This is a genomic window from Cryobacterium sp. TMT1-19 (genome assembly GCF_004403055.1).
Taxonomy (GTDB): Bacteria; Actinomycetota; Actinomycetes; order Actinomycetales; family Microbacteriaceae; genus Cryobacterium; species Cryobacterium sandaracinum.
This window is the reverse complement of the sequence record NZ_SOHB01000050.1, coordinates 1-20,135: the sequence shown is the minus strand read 5'-3', so window position 1 is coordinate 20,135 and position 20,135 is coordinate 1. Positions and strand designations below refer to the sequence as shown.

The window sequence follows — 20,135 nt, the reverse complement described above, 5'->3', positions numbered from 1 at the left end:
CTATCTTTCGCCGGAGTCTGGCTGGGATGGCGGGGCAACGCTGACCCATCCACTCCAACGCGGGCGGCGGCACACTATTCCGCTACGACCTGCCGCTGCGGTATACGCATCGCCGAAGCATCTCACGAGCGGGTAAGCGTCGGAATGCGGCGTCGAAACCGACGCTCTACCCGCTCTCGCGGCTACTCCTTGATCAAGCCGGCTCGCACCTCGCGGCGCAGCACCTTGCCGATCAGCGACCGGGGCAGCTCGTCGACCTCCACGACGGTGCGGGGCACCTTGTAGGCGGAGAGCCGGGTGCGGCAATACGTGCGGATGGCGTCGACGTCGAGGGTGGCCCCCGCCGCCAACACGACGGCGGCGGCGACGTCTTCGCCGCCGTTCGCGCTCGGCAGCCCGACGACGGCGGCATCGGCGACATCCGGATGCGACAAAAGAGCGGCCTCGACCTCGGAGGGCGCCACATTGAAGCCGCCGGTGATGATGAGTTCCTTGATACGGTCGACGACCGTGACGAAGCCGTCGGAGGAGACGCGGACGATGTCGCCGGTGCGCAGCCAGCCTCCGTCGAGAAGCGTCTTGGCGGTCTCGGTCGGCTGGTCCCAGTAGCCGGAAGAGACCTGTGGGCCACGGATGAGTAGCTCACCTTCCTCTTCGATCCCGCGGTTCACGGTCGGGTCGTCCGGGTCCACCACGCGGATCTCGGTGCTCGGGAACGGCACGCCCACCGTGCCGGGGCGCCGGCTCGGGCCCATCGGGTTGCCGACGGCGATCGGCGAGGCCTCGGTCATGCCGTAGCCCTCGACCAACAGCCCGCCGGTGGCGGCCTCCCAGCGTTCCACGATCGACACCGGCAGGCTCATCGCGCCCGAGATGGCGTAACGGATGCTGCGCAGGCTTACATTCTTCGCCGTCGCCGCCATAACGAGCCGGTCGTAGATCGGCGGGACGGCCGGCATGAATGTGGGTGGGGTGCGCCGGGCCGCATCGAGCAGCAGTCCCTCGTCGAACTTGGGGAACAGCACGAGCCGGGCGCCGGTGGCCATCGCGAACGTCAGACAGAGGGTCAGGCCGTAGGCGTGGAACATGGGCAGGACCGCGTAGAAGACCTCCTCGCCAGGGCGCAGCCCCTGCACCCAGGCCTCGCCCTGCAGGGCGTTCGAGCGCAGGTTGAAGTGGCTGAGGATGGCACCCTTCGGGGTGCCGGTGGTGCCGCTGGTGTATTGGAGCGCGGCGGTGTCGGTGACCTTCGGGCGCGGGTGGCCGGGGCGCAGCTTGCGTGAGCCGACGATGCCGGACCAGGTGAAGGCATCCTTGCCCAGAGGGCCCGAGGTCAGGGCGTCTCGCGACTCGCGGGCTTTAGCGATCGGCAGCTTGAGCAGGAGCCGCTTGGCGAGCGGCATCGCTTCCGTCAGGTTCACCGCGATCACGGTGCGCAGGCCCAGGTCGGCGGGGAAATCGGTGACGGTCTGGTAGATCTTGTCCCAGACGATGGCGACGCGGGCGCCGTGGTCTTCGAACTGGTGTCGGAGTTCGCGTTCGGTGTAGAGCGGGTTGTGCTCGACGACGATCGCGCCCAGGCGTAGCACGGCGTAGAAAGCCACCACGTGCTGAGGGCAGTTCGGCAGCACAAGGGCCACCCGGTCGCCGGGTTTGACGCCGAGGCGCAGGAGGCCGTTTGCGGCCCGAGAGATCTGCTCGCCGAGCTCGGCGTAGGTGGTGGTGGCGCCGAAGAAGTCGAGGGCCACGCTGGGGCCGAACCGGCGCGCCGAGGTCTCGATCATGTCGGAGAGCGTGTCGGTCGGTTCCTGGATGGTACTCGGAACGCCGGGGGCGTAGGAGCCGAGCCAGGGTTTATTCTCGAAGACGTTCATCGGGCGGCCAGTTCTCTGATCAGGGCCGCGACGAATGCGTCGATGTCGGCCTCCTCGGTGTCGAAGCCGCACATCCAGCGCACCTCGTTGGTCGCGGGGTCCCAATCGTAGAACCGGAAGTGCCCGCGCAGGCGATCGGCCACGCCGGGGGGCAGGATCGCGAAGATCGCGTTGGCCTGGGTGTTCTGGGTGAAGGACAAGCCCTCGATCTCGCCGGCGGCGATACCGGTCTCGAGGGCGTGGCGCATCCGTGTGGCCATGGCGTTGGCGTGGCCGGCGTTTCGCTGCCAGAGGTCGCCGCCGAGCAGCGCGATCAGCTGGGCCGAGATGAAGCGCATCTTCGAGGCCAGCTGCATGTTCAGTTTGCGCAGGTAGAGCAGGCCCGCGGATGCCTCAGGGTTCAGGACCACGACGCACTCGCCGTACATCATGCCGTTCTTGGTGCCGCCGAAGCTGAGCACGTCGACGCCGGCGTCACGGGTGAAGGTGCGGAACGGCAGGCCCAGCGAGGTGGCGGCGTTGGACAGGCGGGCGCCGTCCATGTGCAGCTTCATGCCGTGGGCGTGTGCGTGGTCGGCGATGGCCCGCACCTCGTCGACCGTGTACGCGGTGCCGAGCTCGGTGGTCTGGGTGATCGACACCACGAGCGGTTGGGCGCGGTGTTCGTCGCCCCAGCCCCAGGCCTGCTGGTCGATCAGTGCGGGGGTGAGTTTGCCGTCGAGGGTGTCGACGGTGAGGAGCTTGATGCCGGCCACCTTTTCGGGGGCGCCCGCCTCATCCGTGTTGATATGAGCGGTGGATGCGCAGATCACGGCGCCCCAGCGCGGCAGCATCGACTGCAGGCCGATCACATTGGCGCCGGTGCCGTTGAAGACCGGGAAGGCTTCGACGCCCGCGCCGAAGTGTTCGGTGAAGACCTGCTGCAGCCGGGCAGTGTAGACGTCTTCGCCGTAGGCGATCTGGTGCGCGCCGTTGGCGGCGACGATCGCCTCGAGAATCTCGGGGTGCACCCCGGAGTAGTTGTCGGAGGCGAACCCGCGCGAAGAAAGGTCATGGAGTTGAGTCACCCCTCCATCTTCGCGCATCCGTCTGCTCCGCTTCTGTGCGCTCGGTGTGCGAATTCGACGGAGATTTTGCGTTGAAACGGTGATTTCGGGCCGAAACCGGCCCGTGGGAGCAAAATCACCGTCGAATTGGTTCGGGGCCGGGGCCGGGTTCGGGTTCGGGGCCGGGATCGGGCTGGCGGGGCGGCAGGTCAGCCGCGCAGGGCCTGGCGCAACGTAACGCGGGCGCCCATCCGCAGCAGGGAGTTCGAGTAGATGCGGGAGCCCAGCAGGATGACCACGGCCGTCGAGGCGAGCAGGATGGCCAGCGAGAGCAGCGGCTCCCACCAGGCGGCCGTGCCGAGGAAGATGCGCATCGGCATGCCGACCGGGGCCGAGAACGGGATGTAGGACATGACGGCGAGCACGGTGGGGTTGTCGTTGAAGAAGATCACCAGGAAATAGGGAATCATCACGAGGAACAGCACGGGCGAGGTGGCCGAGCCCACGTCTTCCTGGCGGGAGACCATCGACGCGGTCGCGGCGAACAGCGCCGCAAGCATGACGAAGCCGAACGCGAAGAACACGGCGAACCAGACGATCGACGGCCCCACGGTGCCCAGCAACCCGAGCTGGCCGGTCGTGGCCATGCCGATCGCCACCAGCAGGCCGATCGCCACGATCTGCCCGAAGGCCATGATGCTGTTGCCCACCACCTTGCCGCCGAGCAGGGCGCGCACCGGGATGGTGGTCATCAGGATCTCGACGACCCGGGTCTGCTTCTCCTCGACGACGCTCTGCGCGATGGTCGAGCCGAACGTGATCGCCGACATGAAGAAGACCAGCCCGAAGCCCAGGGAGACGAGGTAGACCAGGCCACCGCTCTGCCGCGATGTCGGCTCGAGCAGGCTCACCGCGGGGGTGACGCTCAGGGCCGCGAGCACACCCACCGGCGGGGAGTCGAGGGCGATGACGCGCACGCCGAGCAGGGCATCCGCCCGGGTGGACGGAACGACCGCCGCGGAGACGGTGCCGTCCCGCACCAGGGACTCGGCAGCGCCGACGTCATCGGCCTTCACCATCGTGAACGACTCGGTCTGCTCGACGACCTGAGCGGCGGACCCCACGACGGCCACCTTCGGCATGGTCAGGTTCTGACTCGCAATGCTGCCGGCGACGACGGAACCGATCGAGATGAGCAGCAGGATGCCGGTCGAGATCAGGAAGGCCTTGCTGCGCAGCCGGGCCATGATCTCGCGGGTCGCGACAAGCCACACACTCCGGGCGAAGCTCGGCGCCGGATACCGGGGGCGAACCTGCGGGCGTCCGATGTGTGGCGTGCCGGCGCGGTCGTTCCAGATGGTGCTCACTGCACGATCTCCTTGAAGATGGTGGCGAGGCTGGGCCGCTGCTGGCTGAACTGTGTCACCGGGGCCCGGGTGAGGGCCTGGCGCAGAACGGACTGGCTGGCGGCATCCGTTTCGGCTTCGAACACGGCGACACCCCCGGAGAGGTCGAGCACGGAGATGCCGGGCACGGCGTGGATCCACTCAGCGTCGGCCGCGGTGCGCAATTCGAACCGGGGGCTGCTGTGCTGCTCGCGCAGCCGCTCTCGGGGGCCGTTGGCCCGGATCTCGCCGTCGGCGATGATGACGACGTCGTCGCAGAGGCGCTCGACGATGTCGAGCTGGTGCGAGGAGAACAGCACCGGCGCGCCCTGGGCGGCGAAGCCGGAAAGCACGCTCATGACCACTTCCACCGCGAGCGGGTCAAGGCCGGAGAACGGTTCGTCGAGCACGAGGAACTCCGGGTCGTGCACGAGCGCGGCCGCGATCTGGGCGCGCTGCTGGTTGCCGAGCGAGAGAGACTGCACCAGGTCACCGGCCCGCTCGCCGAGGCCGAGCCGGTCGAGCAACTCGGCGGTGTTGCGGCGGGCGGATGCCGGGCCCAACCCGTGCAGGCGGGCCAGGTAGACGAGATGCTCGCCCACCTTCATCTTCGGGTAGAGGCCGCGCTCCTCCGGCATGTAGCCGAAGCGGCGGCGGTCGTCGCTGGTCAGCGGAACGCCGTCTTGCAGCACGGTGCCGGAGTCGGCCGACAGCACCCCCAGGATGATCCGCATGGTGGTTGTCTTGCCGGCGCCGTTCGCGCCGACGAAGCCGGTAAGGCGTCCGCTCTCGACGCCGAAACTCACGTCGGTCAGCACCTGCCGGGTGCCATAACGCTTGTTTATGGTCCTGATGTCGAGCATGCCCACCCCTCTGTAGCCTGGTTCCACGCTAGCGCGCCGCGGGGTGCCGCCGTCGGGTTCAGGGGGCCAAAAGCACGCGAGAAGTGTTGACGGATGCCGCCGACGCGTCCCACAGGCCGACCACCGCGGTCGCAAGTTCGGTTTCCAGCCCGGCGAGGGCACGCACGACGAAGATGACCGCCGCGGCATCCGTGCCTGCTTTCGCGAAGCCCTGGCCGACCGCGCGGGTCCAGGTTTCGGCGGCGGCCTTCGCGGCGGCGTAGTTCGCGCCGCCCGGGGCCGGCTTGTCGACCGACACCGACGACACGATCGCCAGGCGCCCGGCCGGCGAGGCCAGCAGGTCGTCGTTGAACGCGCGGGTGGTGTTGCGCAGCGTGGCGACGACGTGCGCGTGCAGGAAATCCCAGTCCCCGTCGGACTGGCCGGCCAGCCCGCCGCCGCCGCGCCAGCCGCCGACCAGGTGGATCAGGCCGTCGATCGGACCGTGCTCGCCGTGCACGGCGTCGGCCAGGGCCGTGACCTGGGCGAAGTCGCCGAGGTCGCAGACATAGGTTGCGGCACCGGGAACCTCGGCGCGGAAGCCGTGCAGGCGCTCGGCGTTGGTGCCGACCGCGATCACGTGCGCGCCGGCATCCGTCAGCGCGGTGGCCACGGCGCGGCCGGCCGCGCTGGTCGCACCGGCGATGAGCACGGTGCGACCAGCGACGGCCCTGCCTGCGGTATCAGTCACGCCCGGTGAGCCCGGCCGTCGACTCGATCACGGGCTTCATCTTCTTGTCGAGCGCCTCGAAGAACATCGACAGCGGGAACTCGTCGTCCAGAACGAGGTCGGTGTAGCCCTTCGGTGCGCCGGCAAGCACGTCCAGCGGCAGGCCGCGAGCCCACTGCGACGCCGGGTTCGGCGTGAGCGTCTCCGCGATCATGTCGTAGGCGGCCAGCCAGTGGGCCTTCTTCGGCCGGTCGATCGACGCCCAGTAGAGGTCGTCGATTCGCTTGCCCAGCGCGATGACCACGTCGGGCACGGCTTCCCAGTCGAAGGTGAGCCGGGTGTCGGTCCAGTGCAGCACGTGGTGCTGGTGCATCCACGCGAAGAGCAGCTGCCCGCCCAGCCCGTCGTAGTTCCGCACCCGGGTGCCGCTGATCGAGAATCGGAAGATCCGGTCGAAGATCACGGCGTACTGCACGAGTTTCGCGTGCCGGCGCGCTTCCGGGCTGGCGTTCTCGTCGCGTTCGATCGTGACCGATTCGCGGAACGCGGTCAGGTCGCAGCGCAGTTCCTCCAGGGAGTAGAGGAAGAACGGCATCCGCTGCTTGATCATGAACGGGTCGAACGGAAGGTCGCCGCGCATGTGCGTGCGGTCGTGGATGAGGTCCCACATGACGAAGGTTTCCTCGGTCAGGTGCTGGTCGTCGAGCAGCGCCGCCGCATCGGCAGGCAGTTCGAGACGCGTGATCTCGGCGGCCGCGCGCACGACCCGGCGGAACCGGGCAGCTTCGCGGTCGGCGAAGATCGCACCCCAGGTGAAGGAGGGGATCTGGCGCATGGCGACGGTCTCGGGGAATAAAACGGCCGAGTTGGTGTCGTAGCCTGGCGTGAAATCGAGGAAACGGATCGGCACGAACAGCTCGTTCGTGTACTCCTGCTCGAGCTCGTCGATGAATTCCGGCCAGATCACCTCGATCAGCACGGCCTCGACAAAGCGGTTCGCGCTGCCGTTCTGCGTGTACATCGGGAACACGACCAGGTGACGGATGCCGTCGGCCCGCTGCTGCTGCGGCTGGAACGCCATCAGGGAGTCGAAGAAGTCCGGCACGCCGAAGCCCTCGGTGCTCCAGCGGGTGAAGTCCCGGGTCACGGCCGCGAGGTAGGCGGCGTCGTGCGGGAACAGCGGGGCGAGCTCGTCGATGGCGACGGCGATCACGCCGACGTGCGCCGCGGCATCCGCGTGGTCGGCGGCGACGGGGATGGAGCCGTCCTGCGCCTGGCTGGCCTGAAGCGAGGTGGCCGCGGACTTGAGCCGGAGCCAGGCCGGGCATGTGGCCGGGTTGGCGGCGGTGACGGCATCCTCGAGAACCTCGGGCTCACCGACCAGTGCATCGTGCGCAACGTAATTCGACATGGGAACCTCCGTTCTTCGTGAGTGCCGCGGTCGCGGCGGGGTCGTTCGTGGTGGTGCTGGGTGGTGCCGGTGGTGCCATTTGGCGCCACGGTCCAGAGTAGCGGGAGGGTGCGGGCGTTTTCTTGCCATATCTCGCAACGAATCGCCGTGTTCCGACCCTCCGGTCGTCGAAAGCCCCCGTTCCGGTTGAAAGTGCGCGTTGTTCCGGTCACTCTCCGAGAATCGCCCATTGTGCCGAGCGCCCCCTTCCGGCGGCGATTGTGTGCGCACACGGCGCTTTCGGTCTCAGCGGCGCGAGAGGGCGGTGCACGAGCACCGGCTGGCCGGGTCTCGACAGGCTCGACCACCGGATGGCTCGACCACCGGATGGCTCGACCGCGGGGGTGGCCTGCGCTATCGTCGAGGCGACCATGCAGCGACCATGCAGCGAGGAGCGCCGCCGATGAACTTTGACGAGGTGATCTCGGCGGTCGTGCGGATCGTCGAGGCGGCCGGTGCAGCCATCATGGTGCTCGGCGGCGCGGCCGCGATGATCACTGCGGTGCCGACCGCGCTGCGGGCCGACACCCGGCAGCGGGCCTATGAGAAGTTGCGCCGCAATCTGGGCCGGGCCATCCTGCTCGGGCTCGAAGTGCTGATCATCGCCGATATCATCCGCACGATTCTGGTGGATCCGACCCCGCAGAGCGTGCTGGTGCTCGGCGCGATCGTGGTGATCCGGGTGCTGCTCAGCTTCTCGCTTGAGGTGGAGATGGACGGCATCTGGCCCTGGTCCCGCTGGCGCCTCGCCGCGACCAAGGGCGGCACGCCGAACCTCAAGTAGCGCTCGAAACGACACGTTCGAGGGGTGGGCGCCGCCGCGCACCCCTTAAACCTGACGGTTCACCGAACGGCGTCGGGCGCGTCGGGGGCATCGTTAGTCGACTGGGCCGGCGGAGAGACGGCCCGCAACCGCCAGAGCGACGTCACTTCCTTCGACCGGGCGGCGTGCAGGGGATCGGACGCGTCGGCGGCGCGGCCGTGCACGGGTTTGGCGTCCAGGCGGGCGACGACCTCGAGGCCCGCGTCCTCGATCAGGTCGAGGAGTTCGCCGCGGGAGCGCAACCCGAGGTGCTCGGCGATGTCGGAGAGCACGAGCCAGCCCTCCCCGGCCGCCTGGAGGTGGTCGGCCAGCCCGGCCAGGAAGCCCCGCAACATCCGGCTGTCGGGGTCGTAGACGGCGAAGTCGGTGGCGGTGACGGCGGACGCGGGAATCCACGGCGGGTTGCAGACCACGAGGTCGGCGCGGCCGGCGGGGAACAGATCGGCCTTGATGATCTCGACCGCACCGGCCAGCCCGAGCCGCCCGATGTTCGCGCGCGCGCAGGTCAGCGCCCGTGGCTCCTGGTCGGTGCCGACCACGTGACGGATGCCGCGTCGCGCCAGCACCGCAGCGAGCACCCCGGTGCCCGTGCCGATGTCGAACGCGGTGGCGGCCCCGGCGATCGAGCCGGCCTCAGCCGCAGAACCTCCGGCCCAGGCTGCCGGCAGCGGGGCCGTGTTCACCAGGTCGAGGTATTCGCCGCGCACGGGCGAGAACACCCCGTAGTGCGGGTGGATGCGGGCGCCGAGCGCGGGCACGTCGACCCCGGTCGTGCGCCACTCGTGCGCCCCGATGACGCCGAGGAGCTCGCGCAGAGCGGTGACCGAGGCATCCGTCGCCGGGCCGTAGGTCTCGGTGCAGGCCTGGCGCACGTCGGGCGCGCGGCGGAGCGGAACGGTGTAGTCGGCGTCGAGCGGCACGAGCACCAGGCCGAGCAGCCGGGAGCGGCGCAGCGCCTCGGAGCGGTAGTGCCGGAAAGCGGCGGCCAGGTCGGTGGCGGGCGCGTGCCGGCCGTGGTCGATGCGGCGGGCGAGGGCGCTGAGCAACTGGCGGGCACCCAGGAAATCGCCGCGCCAGAGCATGCCGGTGCCAGCCTTCGTGTGGCGGTAGGCGGCATCCCCGGTCATCGTGTCGTCGGCGATGACGACGCGTTCCGGCGGCGCCCAACCGCTCTCCGAGTGCCAGAGGGCCGACCGGGTCCGCCCGGCCTCCGCCCAGGTGATGCGGGCGGGCGCGGTCGCCGTGTTCGTGCTGGTCATGGGTTCCATCTTTGCGCGGGTGGGGTGGGGTGGGGTGGGCGTGCCGGGGCCGGCGGGAGAGCGCGGGGTGCGGCCCGATCAACGCAGCGCGGGCATGACCTCGCGTTCGAAGAGTTCCAGACCCGAGCGGTCGTAGGCGGCCTCCGGGAAGTAGTGGATGGCGTAGCCGAGGCCGCGTGCCTTCATGCCGTTCAGGCGCTCGACGACCTGTTCCGGTGTGCCGACGCCCTGCGCCTCGCCGCTGCGGTACTCGGCCATGAATGCCGCCGCGCCCTCCGAACCGAGGTAGGGGGTGACCCGGGCCTCGATGGCGTCGAGACGGTCGGCGACCTCGGCCTCCGTCGCCGCGATCACGGTGTTGTAGTTCGCCGAGCGGGTGATCGCGCCGAAATCGGTGCCTTCCGCCATGCAGTGCGCCTCGAGCAACTCGCTCTTGTGCGAGAAGCCCTCGGGGGAGCCGTCGAAGTTCGTGTAGTTCGCATACTTCGCCGCGATCTTGAGGGTGACCTTCTCGCCGCCGCCGGCGATCCAGACCGGGATGCCTCCGTCCTGCAGTGGTAGCGGCCGCACGATGGCGCCGTCCACCTGGTAATGCTGTCCGTCGAGGGTGGCCTTACCGGTGGCCCAGGCCTGGCGCATGATCTGCACGCCCTCGTCGAGGCGTGCGAGGCGCTCGCCGGCGCGCGGGAAGCCATAGCCGTAAGCGCGCCATTCGTGCTCGTACCAGCCGGCGCCGATGCCCATTTCGACGCGTCCGCCGGAGATGATGTCGATGGTCGAGGCGACCTTCGCGAGGTAGGCCGGGTTGCGGTAGCTGATGCAGGTGCACATCTGGCCGAGGCGCACCCGTGTCGTGGTGGCGGCGAACGCGCTCATCAGCGTCCAGGCTTCGTGGGTGGCCTCCTCGCTCGGCACCGGCACGGTGTGGAAGTGGTCGTACACCCAGATCGACTCCCACTCGCCGGCGTCGGCGTGCGCGGCGAGGCCGCTCATGGTCGCCCACTGTTCGACGGGATCGATGTCGACCAGGTCGTGGCGCCAGCCCTGAGGTATGAAGAGTCCGAATCGCATGGTTTCGAGCCTACGCGGGGGTTGCGGATGCTGCGTCCTGCGCCCTGCAGTTGCAGCTGGTGCCCGGGACCGGGAAGATCAACACCATGAAGTTCGTTCTGGCCCCCGACTCGTTCAAGGAATCCATGTCGGCCGCCGAGGCCGCCACGGCCCTGGAGCGCGGCATCCGTTCCGTCTTCCCCGGCGCCGAGTGCGTGCGGGTGCCGATGGCCGACGGCGGCGAGGGCACCGTGAACGCGATGGTTGCCGCCTGTGGCGGCGAGATCGTGGAGACCGAGGTTCAGGATGCCCGCGGACGCCCGGTACTGGCCGCCTACGGCTATGTGGCCGCCGAGCAGCTGGCGATCATCGAGGTTGCGGCGTCGGCCGGCATCCATCTCGTCGCCGCAGCCGACCGGGACGCGCGCACCGCCAGCACGTACGGCGTCGGGCAGCTCATCACCGACGCGCTGGACCGCGGTGCGAGCCGGTTCGTGATCGGGCTGGGCGGCTCGGTGACCAACGACGGAGGGGCTGGCATGCTTCACGCCCTCGGCGCTCGTCTGTTCGATTCCGCCGAACGTGACCTGAACTGCGGGGGAGCGGCGCTTGCGCGGCTCTGCCGGATCGACCTGGAAGGACTCGACCCGCGGGCGCGGTCCGCGTCGTTCGAGATCGCGAGCGATGTCGCCAATCCGCTGCTCGGTCCGGGCGGCGCCACCGCCGTCTTCGGCCCGCAGAAAGGCGCCGATCCGCAGGCCGTGCGGGACCTCGAGGAGGCCCTCACGGTCTTCGCGCGGGTGCTGACCGCGGATTCCGGGCGTTCCGTGGCGGAGCTGCCCGGCGCCGGCGCGGCCGGCGGGCTCGGCGCGGCCTTCCTCGCCTACTTCGACTCCCGCATGCGGCGGGGCGTCGAGGTGGTGATGGAGGCCGCCCTCCTCGAGCGTCGCCTGAGCGGGGCCGACTTCGTTTTCACCGGCGAGGGCAGCATCGACGGGCAGACCCTGCACGGCAAGACCCCGCTCGGCGTGGCCGAGGCTGCCGCGCGCAACGGTGTGCCCGTGATCGCGTTCGCGGGCCGGGTAGGACCCGGGTCCGAGGTGCTCTATGACCAGGGCTTCGCCGCGCTGGTGCCGATCGTTCAGGAGGTCAGCGACCTCCCGCAGGCACTGACGGATGGCCCGGCGAACCTCGAACGGGCCGCCGCCACGGTGTGCCGTATCCTCGCCCTCGGGCTGTCGGCCGGGGCGGCCCGCGGGGCGCAGACAAGCTAGGCGACGGGAGCCGGAACGTCACGAACGGCTCGAGATCACACGCCCGAGATCACACGCTCGAGATCGTCAGGTACCGCCCTCATTCGCGAGGGTGAGGGCGACCGCCAGCGCGGTGACGGAGTCGAGGTAGCGGCCGCCGAACGGCACGGGACGCCCCCGGGCGTCGAAACGGTAGACCAACGGCTGTCCGGTGGGCAGGTTCAGGTCGCGGATCTGCCCGTCGGACAGGCCGTCGATCACCGCGCACAGAGCCTGCAGGGAGTTGCCGTGGGCCACCACGAGCACGGTCTCGCCGCGGGCGAGAAGCGGGTCGACGTGCTCGGTGAGGAAGGCATCCACTCGGGTGATGACGTCGCTGAGCGCCTCGGTGCGGTTCAGTGCGGCCGCCGGCAGCGCGCGGAACAGGGCGGTGCCGGCGAACTCGTCGTAGAGCAGGTCGCCCATGGCGGGCGGGGCCTCGGCGACCGAGCGGCGCCAGGCCACGAACTGTTCCTCGCCGAACTCGGCGCGCACATCGTCTTTGGAACGGCCGGTCAGCGCGCTGTAATTGTGTTCGTTCAGTCGCCAGTCGGCGCCGCAGCCGACCGGCGGGCGGGCCAGACCGGCGGCGACGATCGCGGCGGTCTGCCGGGCGCGCGTCAGCGTCGAGGTGAACAGGGTGACAGGTGCTGCAGCGGGTGCTGGTGCCGTGATCATGGCCGGAGAGCCGGTGCCGGTGCCGGTGGTCGGTGGCCGTTCGCCCGGCAGCGCAAGGTTGAGGAGGACGGTGGCCGTGTGCGCCTCGCGGATCCCCTGATCCGACAGCGGCGCATCCAGAACGCCCGTGAACAGCCCGGCGGCGTTCGCGGTGCTCTGGCCGTGCCGCAGCACGATCAACACCCCCGTTTCACGAACGGTGACAGGCCCAGTTCGAGTCTCAGCCGGCGGATGCCTCAGCCGTCGCGGATCTTCCGCCGCGAATCCTCAGGCTACAGCCCCGCAGTGACCACCGCCCGGCGGGGAGTGGCCGGGTTGAGCGGGAGCGACTCTCGCGGGAGGGGGTGGGCTCAGAAGCCGAAATCGCCGCCGCCGAAATCGCCGCCGCCGGAGTCGCCGCCGGAACCCGCGTCGCCGCCGGAATCGCCGCCGGAATCGCCGGCGGAGTCGCCGGAACCGGAGTCGGCGCCCGAGGCATCCGCGCCGCCGGAGTCCATGGGCAGGAAGGCGCTCATCAGCGTCGACGCGATGACATAGCCCGCCACGGTGCCGAGCAGGGAGCTGCCGACCATGCTGCCGAAGCTCGGCCCGCCCTGGCCCTGGTTGCCGAAGGCGCGGGTGAGGGTGCCGGGCTGGCGCAGCTCCGCCCGGGTGGCCACCTGGGCCAGTGTTGCCGGTTCGGCGTTCGCCGGGCGCTCGCTGGCGTTGGCGTTCTCGCTCAGCTGGCGGAACAGCAGGTCGCGTTGCTCATCGTTCAGTTTGCTGAAGGCCTCCGCGTGCACCTGCTCGATCGTCTCGGGCGGTGCCGTGCGCAGTAGGTACTGATAGCGATCGACGGCGATCTCGTCGTCGGTGCGCTGCGGTGCGGCCGCGCGTCGCTGCTGTTCCGGCTGCTGGGGCTCGGTTCCGAAGAGGCGGTCGAAGAATCCCATGGTGTGCTCCTCTGGCTCGGGTGGTCTGGGGCGTTGGTCCCTACGATTCCACCCGTCGCTGGGTAGGTGCTGGAACCGTGCGCTCAGCGCTGCCGCGCGGCCGCCACGATCACGGCGATGCGGCCCGGAACCGAGTCGTCCTGGAGCGCAGTCACGTCGCCGAGCGCACGACCGGCCACGATATCGCCGAGGAGGCGGCGCATGATCTTGCCCGAGCGGGTCTTGGGCAGGTCAGGCACAACGAACACCTCCTGCGGCCGGGCGACGACCCCGATGGCCTGTGTGACGTGCGCGCGCAGCAGCGGCTCGAGGGTGCCGCGGGCGGCCAGCCAGACCGCGGGGTCGCCCAGGTTGCCGCGCTCGCCGGAACCGCTGGTGGGGCGCGGTGCCGCGGCCGGGATCACGAAGGCCGCGATGGCCTCGCCTGTTCTCGCATCCGTCACGCCGACGACGCCGGCCTCGCCGACCAGCGGATGTGCGACGAGCGCCGACTCTATCTCGATCGTCGACAAGCGGTGCCCGGACACGTTGATGACGTCGTCGACGCGGCCGAGGAGCCAGATGTCGCCGTCGTCGTCGTATTTCGCGCCGTCGCCGGAGAAGAAGAAGCCCTGCTTCGCGAACCGGGCCCAGTAGGAGTCGCGGTAGCGCTCGGGGTCGCCCCAGACCGTGCGGGCCATGCCTGGCCAGGTGCCCTCGATCACGAGGTAGCCGCCGGAGCCGAACGGCACCGGCCGGCCGTGGTCGTCGACGACGTGGGTCGTCAGGCCCGGCAGGGCGCGCAGGGCCGAACCGGGCTTGAGCGTGCTGACGCCCGGTAGCGGCGCCATCACGGCGGCGCCGGTCTCAGACTGCCACCAGGTGTCTACAATGGGGGCGCTGCCGGCGCCGATGTTCTCGCGGAACCACACCCAGGCCTCCGGGTTGATGGCCTCGCCGACCGACCCGAGCAGACGGATGCTGGACAGGTCGAACTCGCTCGGCAGCCCTTCCGGGAACCACGTCATCAACGTGCGGATGAGTGTTGGCGCCGTGTAATAGGTGGTCACCCCGTAGCGCTCGATGATCTCGAGGTGCCGGCCCGGATGCGGGGTGTTCGGCGTTCCCTCGTAGATCACCGAGGTGGTGCCGTTGGAGAGCGGCCCGTAGTGCACATAGCTGTGAGCGGTAACCCAGGCCAGGTCGGCCGTGCACCAGTGCACGTCGTCGTCCTTGACGTCGAAGACGGCCCAGTGGCTCCAGGAGGTGTGCGTGAGGTACCCGCCGCTGGTGTGCACGAGCCCCTTCGGAGTACCCGTCGTGCCCGAGGTGTAGATGATGAACAGCGGGGTCTCCGCGTCGAAGTACGCGGGTTCGTGCACGGGGGAGGCGAGGTCGACGCTGTCGTGCCACCAGACATCCCGGCCCGGCGTGAAGGGGATGTCGGGGGTCAGATCGCCGGTGCGGCGCACCACGAGCACGTGCTCGATCGAGTCCACGCCCGCGACGGCCTCGTCGGCCGCGGCCTTGACCGGCACGGCCTGACCCCGGCGGAACTGGCCGTCGGTGGTCACGAGCAGCTTCGCGCCGGTGTCCTCGACCCGGAACCGCAGCGCCTCGGCGGAGAAGCCGCCGAAGACGAGCGAGTGCACGGCGCCGAGGCGCGCGATGGCGAGGGTGATGATGATGGTTTCGAGGATCACCGGCAGGTAGAGCACGACCCGGTCGCCTGGCACGATGCCGAGGTCGGTAAGCGTGTTGGCGGCGCGGTTCACCGCGCGTTCGAGTTCGGCATAGGTGATCGTTCGGCGGTCGCCGGGCTCTCCCTCGAAGTAGAAGGCGACCTTGTCGCCCTTGCCGGCGGCCACGTGCCGGTCGACGCAGTTGACGGCCACGTTGAGCTTGCCGCCCGCGAACCACTCGGCGCGGGGAATGGAGAGCACGCCGTTGGCGTCCGCCCTGGCCGGCTGCCAGGTGTGGTCGGTGTGCCACGGCTCGGCCCAGTCGAGGCGGTTGGCCTGCTCGGCCCAGAACGCGATCGGATCGGCGGCGGCCCGGTCCCACCAGGTGGCGTCCACGTTGGCCTGCGCCGCGAAGGCGGCCGGGGCCGGGTAGCGCCGGGTTTCGGTCAGGAGATTACGGATGGTGGCGCTCGCCGGATCGAGCGGGGCCGGCATCGGCGTCAGGCCCATTTGCGGTTCGCCCAGCGCTCGAAGAGGCCAACGGCGGCATCCGTCAGCTTGCCGAGGATGGCGAGCAGGATGATGGCGAGCAGGATGCGGTCGATGCGGCCGTTGTTCTGGGAGTCGATCAGCAGGAAGCCCAGCCCCATCGAGGAGGCGATCAGCTCGGCGGCCACGAGGAACAGCCAGGCCTGGGCCAGAGCCAGCCGCAGCCCTGAGACCACGGCGGGGATCACCGCAGGCAGCTGCACGGCCGTGAACAGGCGCGCCCCGCGCAGGCCGAACGCGCGGCCCGCCTCCACGAGCTGACGGTCGACGTGCCGCAGCGCCGCCGACACGGTCGTGTAAACGGGGAAGAAGGCGCCGATGGCGATCAGGGTGAGCTTGGACTCCTCGCCGATCTTCAGCCAGAGGATGAGCAGGGGAACCCAGGCGAGCGACGGCACCGCCCGGATGGCGCCGAGGGTAGGGGCGAACAGTACGTCGGCGGCTCGGGACAGGCCGACCAGGGCGCCCAGGGCGATGCCCAGGGCGGCGCCGACGGCGAAACCGATGAGCACCCGCTGGGTGGAGATCGCCGCGTACTGGCCGAGCAGCCCGCTCGCGAACAGGTCGACGCCGGCCTGCCAGACCATCGCGGGGGAGGGCAGTTGGGCCATCGTGAACACGCCGAGCGCGGTGGTGAGCTGCCAGGTCGCGAGGATCAGGACCGGCAGGACCGCTCCGCCGCCGAGGGCGATCCAGCCGCGCGAGGCGAGCGGCCGGCGCGGGGCACGCGCCGTGGGGGCGGCGGGGGCGGATGCAGCGAATGCGAATGCGGTGGCGGCGGCGGTGGCGTCGGGCACGGTCCGGGCCGACGTGCGCGGCAGCGTGCGGGGCAGTGTGCGGGGCACAGTCTCGGTCATCGTCGCGTCCTCTCGGTGGGTGGCGCTGGTGGGGCCGGGGTGCTGGGTGCAGGGGGTGCTGGTGGTGCGGGTGTCCGGGGCGGTTGCCCGCCCCGGACGGCGCTACGGTAGTTCCTGATTACTCCGTGACGACCGACGGGTCGGCCTTCGTGGCGAAGCTGTCGTTGACGATCGTGTCGAGGGCGTCGTCGATCTGGCTCTGCGCTGCCACGTCACCGGCGGCGACGAAGGTCAGGCCGATCTTCTTAAGCACCGTGAGCTGGGCCTTGCCGGGCACGTTGTCCACGTCGAGGTTGGAGCGCTCGGTGATCACCGTGGTGGCCACGGCGAGGTCGAGGCCCGAGACGCCGGCCAGGATCTCGGCGGTCTGGTTGGGGTTCTCCAGCGCCCAGGCGCGGGCGTGCTCGTAGACGTCGACGACGGTCTGGGCCACATCGGGCTTCTCGGTCAGGAAGCTTTCGGTGGCGTTGAGGAACCCGTAGCTGTTGAAGTCGACGTTGCGGTAGAGCAGCTCCGCGCCGGCAGCCTCGGCACCGGCCATGATCGGGTCGAGTCCGGCCCAGGCGTCGACCGAGCCGTTCTGGAGGGCAGCCCAGCCGTCGGCGTGCTGCAGGTTCTGCACGGTCACGTCGTCGAGGGTGAGTCCGGCCTCCTCCAGAGACTGGAGCAGGAAGAAGTAGGGGTCGGTGCCCTTGGTGGCGGCGATCTGCTTGCCCTTGAGATCGGCGACGTCGGTGATCGCGGAGTCGCCGGGAACGACGAGGGCCGCCCACTCGGGCTGCGAGAAGATGTCGATGACCTGGATCGGCGAGCCGTTCGAGCGGAACAGCAGCGCAGCCGAGCCGGCGGTGGAACCCACGTCGATGGCATTGGCGCGCAGTGCCTCGTTGGCCTTGTTGGAGCCGGCCGACTGCACCCAGTTCACGGCGATGTCCTGGTCGCTGAGGGCATCCTCGAGCCAGCCCTGGTCCTTGATCACCAGGCTGAGCGGGTTGTAGGTGGCGAAGTCGATGTTGAGGGTGCCGCCGGTGGTGACGGTGGCCTTACCCGCTTCGGCGGCCTCGGCAGGCTCGGCGACCGGCTGGTTTTCACCCGCGACGCAGCCGGTGAGCAGCAGGGCGGCGGCGGTTGCGACGGCAAGGAGCGCGATTCGTGTGGTGGAGCGGTGCTGTGTCATCGGGATCTCTCAGTTGATTGGGCAGCGGATGCTGCACCCGGTGTGGGAAAGCGGTGGTGAAAGCAGTGCGGTGGTGAAGTGGTGAGGCAGAAAAGTCAGTAGGGGAAGGCCGGGATGGTAGAGGTCACGGCGAGCCCGCGTGCCTCGCCGTGGCGGTCGATGCCGAGCCCGGCGAGAAGTCGTCCGCGCAGTTCGGCGAGTTCCGCCGAGCCGCGGTCGCGGGGGCGGGCCCCGGGAACGGTGAGTTCCTGCACGATGGTCGCGCCGGCGCGGGTGTCGTTGTCGGGCCGGCCGAGCAGGATGATCCGGTCGGCCAATTGCAGCGCCTCGTCGACGTCGTGCGTGACCAGGAGGACCGTCGTCGGCGCCTGGGCGTGCACGTCGAGCAGGAGGTCCTGCATCTTCAGGCGGGTGAGCGCGTCGAGGGCACCGAACGGTTCGTCGAGCAGCAGAACGCCCGGGTTGCGGGCCAACGCCCGGGCGAGGGAGGCGCGCTGCGCCATCCCGCCGGAGATGGCCTGGGGGCGGTGGCCGGCGAACGCGGCCAGACCGACCAGCTCGATCAGTTCGGCGACGCGGGCGCGGCCGGCGGCCCGCGGGGTGCCGCGGGGCAGTCCCAGTGCGATGTTCTCGGTGACGGTGCGCCAGGGCAGCAGGCGCGGCTCCTGAAATCCGACCGCGCAGCGCGGGTCGATGCCGGCGACGGGCGAGCCGTCGATTCTCACCTGGCCGGTGGTCGGGGAGTCGAGGCCGCCCGCGATGCGGAGCAGAGTGGACTTGCCGCATCCGCTCGTGCCCAGAATCGCCAGCACCTCGCCGGGCCGCACCGTGAGGGAAACGTCGCGGAGCACCGGGGGTAGGGCGGTGGCCCCGCGGGTCGTGGCGGGGGCGAACGTGCGGCCGATCGCCTCGAACTCGACTGTGCAGGCCGAGTTTCCGGTCGTGGTCGTGGCCGTGGTTCTGGACGCCGCGCCGCGCACGGACGCCGGATCGGCGAACGCCTCGTGTGGTGCGGCGCGGTGCGGCATGGGCGGCTTTCGGTCGAGGGAGGGAAGAGTTGCTTGACGTTAGCCGAGGGCAGACGGATGCTGCTGGGCCGGCCGCAACCCGACGTAACACGCGGCGCTTCTTCTTGGGATGATGGGGCCATGACTCGAACCGTTTCCGGAGCTCGTGTGCTCATTACCGGTGCCGCCAGCGGCATGGGCCGCCTCTATGCCGAGCGGGCCGTCGCCGAGGGCGCGAAGGCCGTGATCCTCTGGGACCGGGACGCCGGGGCGCTGACCCGTGTGGCCGGCATCCTCGGCGATCGGGCCGGCGAGGGCACGCTCGTTGTCCCGTATGTCGTGGACGTCGCCGACCTCGGCGCGATCGCCCAGACCGCCCAGCGGGTGCGCACGGAGGTCGGCGACCCGGACATCGTGATCAACAACGCCGGCATCGTGCGCGGAGCCTTCTTCTGGGAGCACGACAACGGCGCGGACACGCGGCCGACCATGCAGATCAACGCGCTCGCGCCGATGTACATCGCCCGGGAGTTCCTCCCGGCGATGATGGCCAATCGCGGTCGTGCGTCGCGCATCGTGAACATCGCGTCGGCGGCCGGGATGCTCTCGAACCCCCGGATGAGCGTCTATGCAGCGTCGAAGGCGGCCCTGATCGGGTGGGGCGACTCGCTGCGTCTGGAGCTCAAGCAGCAACGGTTCGGGCACGTGAAGGTCACGACCGTCTGCCCCAGCTACATTTCGACCGGGATGTTCGAGGGTGCCCGCGGTCCGCTGCTGACGCCGGTGCTGACGCCGGAATATGTGGTCGAACGGGTCTGGCAGGCGATGCTCGCGGGCAAGCCCATGCTCACCATGCCGTGGACGGTCGTGCTCTCGAAGGTGGTCCGCGGTCTGCTGCCGCTGCCCCTGTGGGACGTCGTCGCGGGTCGCGTCTTCGGTGTCTACGGCTCCATGGACAAATTCACCGGTCGCCCCTGACCCGAGCCCCGGTGGTCGAGCCTGCCGAGACCCGGCGACCCGCCCTCCCGAGGTTCCCACGACGCTGGTCGAGCCTGCCGAGATCCGGTGCCAGAGCCACGCCCTACAGCCCCACCGCCTTGCTCGGCAGTGCGATCAGTGTCTGTTCCGGATCGTTTTCCACCGGTGGCCGGAGCCAATACTGGGTTTCGGTGCGGGTGATCTTCCAGTGCTGGTTGTGCAGCAGCAGGTGGTGCGGGTGGCAGAGCAGTACTCCGTCGGCGAGGTTGGTGTCTCCGCTGTCTGTGAGCCATTCGTTGATGTGGTGGGCTTCGCTCCAGGCCGGTGATCGGTCGCAGTCGACCCAGAGGCATCCGCCGTCGCGCACTCCCATCGCGGCGCGTTGTGCCTCGGTGAAGAGTCGTTCGTCGCGGCCGACGTTGATGATTTGGCCGATGTCGTCGAATTTGATGCCGCGGGTGCCGGTGTCGCAGAGCAACCGGTCGATGGTTTCCTGCGAGATCGGGATCGGGTTGCCTTCGATCTGCCCGTGAGCGGCGGGTTCG

At 69.8% G+C, this 20,135-nt stretch carries 17 protein-coding genes and 1 pseudogene; 3 read left to right on the top strand and 15 right to left on the bottom strand.

Features of this window, described 5'->3' with window-relative positions; genetic code table 11:
- Positions 1-182 precede the first annotated feature (182 nt).
- The 6 genes from E3T40_RS13120 to E3T40_RS13095 all read right to left on the bottom strand — a co-directional run bounded on the left by E3T40_RS13120 (position 183) and on the right by E3T40_RS13095 (position 7,288).
- The gene (locus tag E3T40_RS13120) at positions 183-1,874 is read right to left on the bottom strand and encodes a long-chain-fatty-acid--CoA ligase (protein WP_104170715.1); all 1,692 of its coding nucleotides are present in this window, start codon (positions 1,872-1,874) and stop codon (positions 183-185) included.
- Positions 1,871-2,959 (bottom strand): low specificity L-threonine aldolase, encoded by a 1,089-nt coding sequence (locus tag E3T40_RS13115; protein WP_104170714.1) that lies wholly within the window; start codon positions 2,957-2,959, stop codon positions 1,871-1,873. The genes E3T40_RS13120 and E3T40_RS13115 overlap by 4 nt, the downstream gene beginning before the upstream one ends.
- Before the next feature lie 170 nt (positions 2,960-3,129).
- On the bottom strand, positions 3,130-4,167 hold the full coding sequence (locus tag E3T40_RS13110; protein ID WP_134544074.1) for an ABC transporter permease: 1,038 nt from the start codon (positions 4,165-4,167) through the stop codon (positions 3,130-3,132).
- 116 nt (positions 4,168-4,283) lie between these two features.
- On the bottom strand, positions 4,284-5,168 hold the full coding sequence (locus E3T40_RS13105; RefSeq protein ID WP_104170734.1) for an ABC transporter ATP-binding protein: 885 nt from the start codon (positions 5,166-5,168) through the stop codon (positions 4,284-4,286).
- 58 nt (positions 5,169-5,226) lie between these two features.
- Positions 5,227-5,898 (bottom strand): SDR family NAD(P)-dependent oxidoreductase, encoded by a 672-nt coding sequence (locus tag E3T40_RS13100; protein WP_233199278.1) that lies wholly within the window; start codon positions 5,896-5,898, stop codon positions 5,227-5,229.
- Entirely contained in the window at positions 5,891-7,288 is a 1,398-nt protein-coding gene (locus tag E3T40_RS13095; RefSeq protein WP_134544054.1) for a DUF6421 family protein, read from the bottom strand. Before E3T40_RS13095 ends, E3T40_RS13100 begins: the two co-directional genes overlap by 8 nt.
- Positions 7,289-7,730: 442 nt before the next feature.
- On the opposite strand from E3T40_RS13095, the gene E3T40_RS13090 reads away from it, so the two are divergent.
- On the top strand, positions 7,731-8,111 hold the full coding sequence (locus E3T40_RS13090) for a DUF1622 domain-containing protein (RefSeq protein WP_134544052.1): 381 nt from the start codon (positions 7,731-7,733) through the stop codon (positions 8,109-8,111).
- Positions 8,112-8,170: 59 nt separating this feature from the next.
- On the opposite strand, the gene E3T40_RS13085 is transcribed toward E3T40_RS13090, so the two are convergent.
- Complete coding sequence (locus E3T40_RS13085; RefSeq protein WP_104170710.1) at positions 8,171-9,409, bottom strand: class I SAM-dependent methyltransferase; 1,239 nt, start codon at positions 9,407-9,409, stop codon at positions 8,171-8,173.
- A gap of 78 nt (positions 9,410-9,487) precedes the next feature.
- Positions 9,488-10,480 (bottom strand): LLM class F420-dependent oxidoreductase, encoded by a 993-nt coding sequence (locus tag E3T40_RS13080; protein WP_104170709.1) that lies wholly within the window; start codon positions 10,478-10,480, stop codon positions 9,488-9,490.
- 86 nt (positions 10,481-10,566) lie between these two features.
- On the opposite strand from E3T40_RS13080, the gene E3T40_RS13075 reads away from it, so the two are divergent.
- Positions 10,567-11,733, top strand: a complete 1,167-nt coding sequence (locus E3T40_RS13075) for a glycerate kinase (RefSeq protein ID WP_134544049.1) — start codon at positions 10,567-10,569, stop codon at positions 11,731-11,733.
- A 66-nt stretch (positions 11,734-11,799) separates the two neighbouring features.
- Here the strand turns inward: E3T40_RS13075 and E3T40_RS13070 are convergent, their stop codons facing one another.
- From E3T40_RS13070 to E3T40_RS13040, 6 genes are all read right to left on the bottom strand, one after another.
- A complete protein-coding gene (locus E3T40_RS13070; protein WP_134544047.1) occupies positions 11,800-12,612 on the bottom strand; it encodes a 2,3-bisphosphoglycerate-dependent phosphoglycerate mutase in 813 nt (270 codons plus the stop codon).
- Between the two features lie 167 nt (positions 12,613-12,779).
- Positions 12,780-13,361 carry a hypothetical protein gene (locus tag E3T40_RS13065; protein WP_134544044.1) on the bottom strand — a complete coding sequence of 194 codons (582 nt, stop codon included), beginning with the start codon at positions 13,359-13,361 and terminating at the stop codon, positions 12,780-12,782.
- A gap of 83 nt (positions 13,362-13,444) precedes the next feature.
- Entirely contained in the window at positions 13,445-15,532 is a 2,088-nt protein-coding gene (gene acs, locus E3T40_RS13060; RefSeq protein ID WP_241981779.1) for an acetate--CoA ligase, read from the bottom strand.
- Positions 15,523-16,428 (bottom strand): ABC transporter permease, encoded by a 906-nt coding sequence (locus E3T40_RS13055; RefSeq protein WP_134544041.1) that lies wholly within the window; start codon positions 16,426-16,428, stop codon positions 15,523-15,525. Before E3T40_RS13055 ends, acs begins: the two co-directional genes overlap by 10 nt.
- Before the next feature lie 118 nt (positions 16,429-16,546).
- Entirely contained in the window at positions 16,547-17,605 is a 1,059-nt protein-coding gene (locus tag E3T40_RS13045) for an aliphatic sulfonate ABC transporter substrate-binding protein (protein WP_134544038.1), read from the bottom strand.
- Between the two features lie 95 nt (positions 17,606-17,700).
- The gene (locus E3T40_RS13040; protein ID WP_134544035.1) at positions 17,701-18,633 is read right to left on the bottom strand and encodes an ABC transporter ATP-binding protein; all 933 of its coding nucleotides are present in this window, start codon (positions 18,631-18,633) and stop codon (positions 17,701-17,703) included.
- Between the two features lie 120 nt (positions 18,634-18,753).
- On the opposite strand from E3T40_RS13040, the gene E3T40_RS13035 reads away from it, so the two are divergent.
- On the top strand, positions 18,754-19,590 hold the full coding sequence (locus E3T40_RS13035; RefSeq protein ID WP_134544032.1) for an SDR family NAD(P)-dependent oxidoreductase: 837 nt from the start codon (positions 18,754-18,756) through the stop codon (positions 19,588-19,590).
- Between the two features lie 103 nt (positions 19,591-19,693).
- On the opposite strand, the pseudogene E3T40_RS16405 reads toward E3T40_RS13035, so the two are convergent.
- A pseudogene (locus tag E3T40_RS16405) lies at positions 19,694-20,135 on the bottom strand (hypothetical protein); the annotation flags it as partial.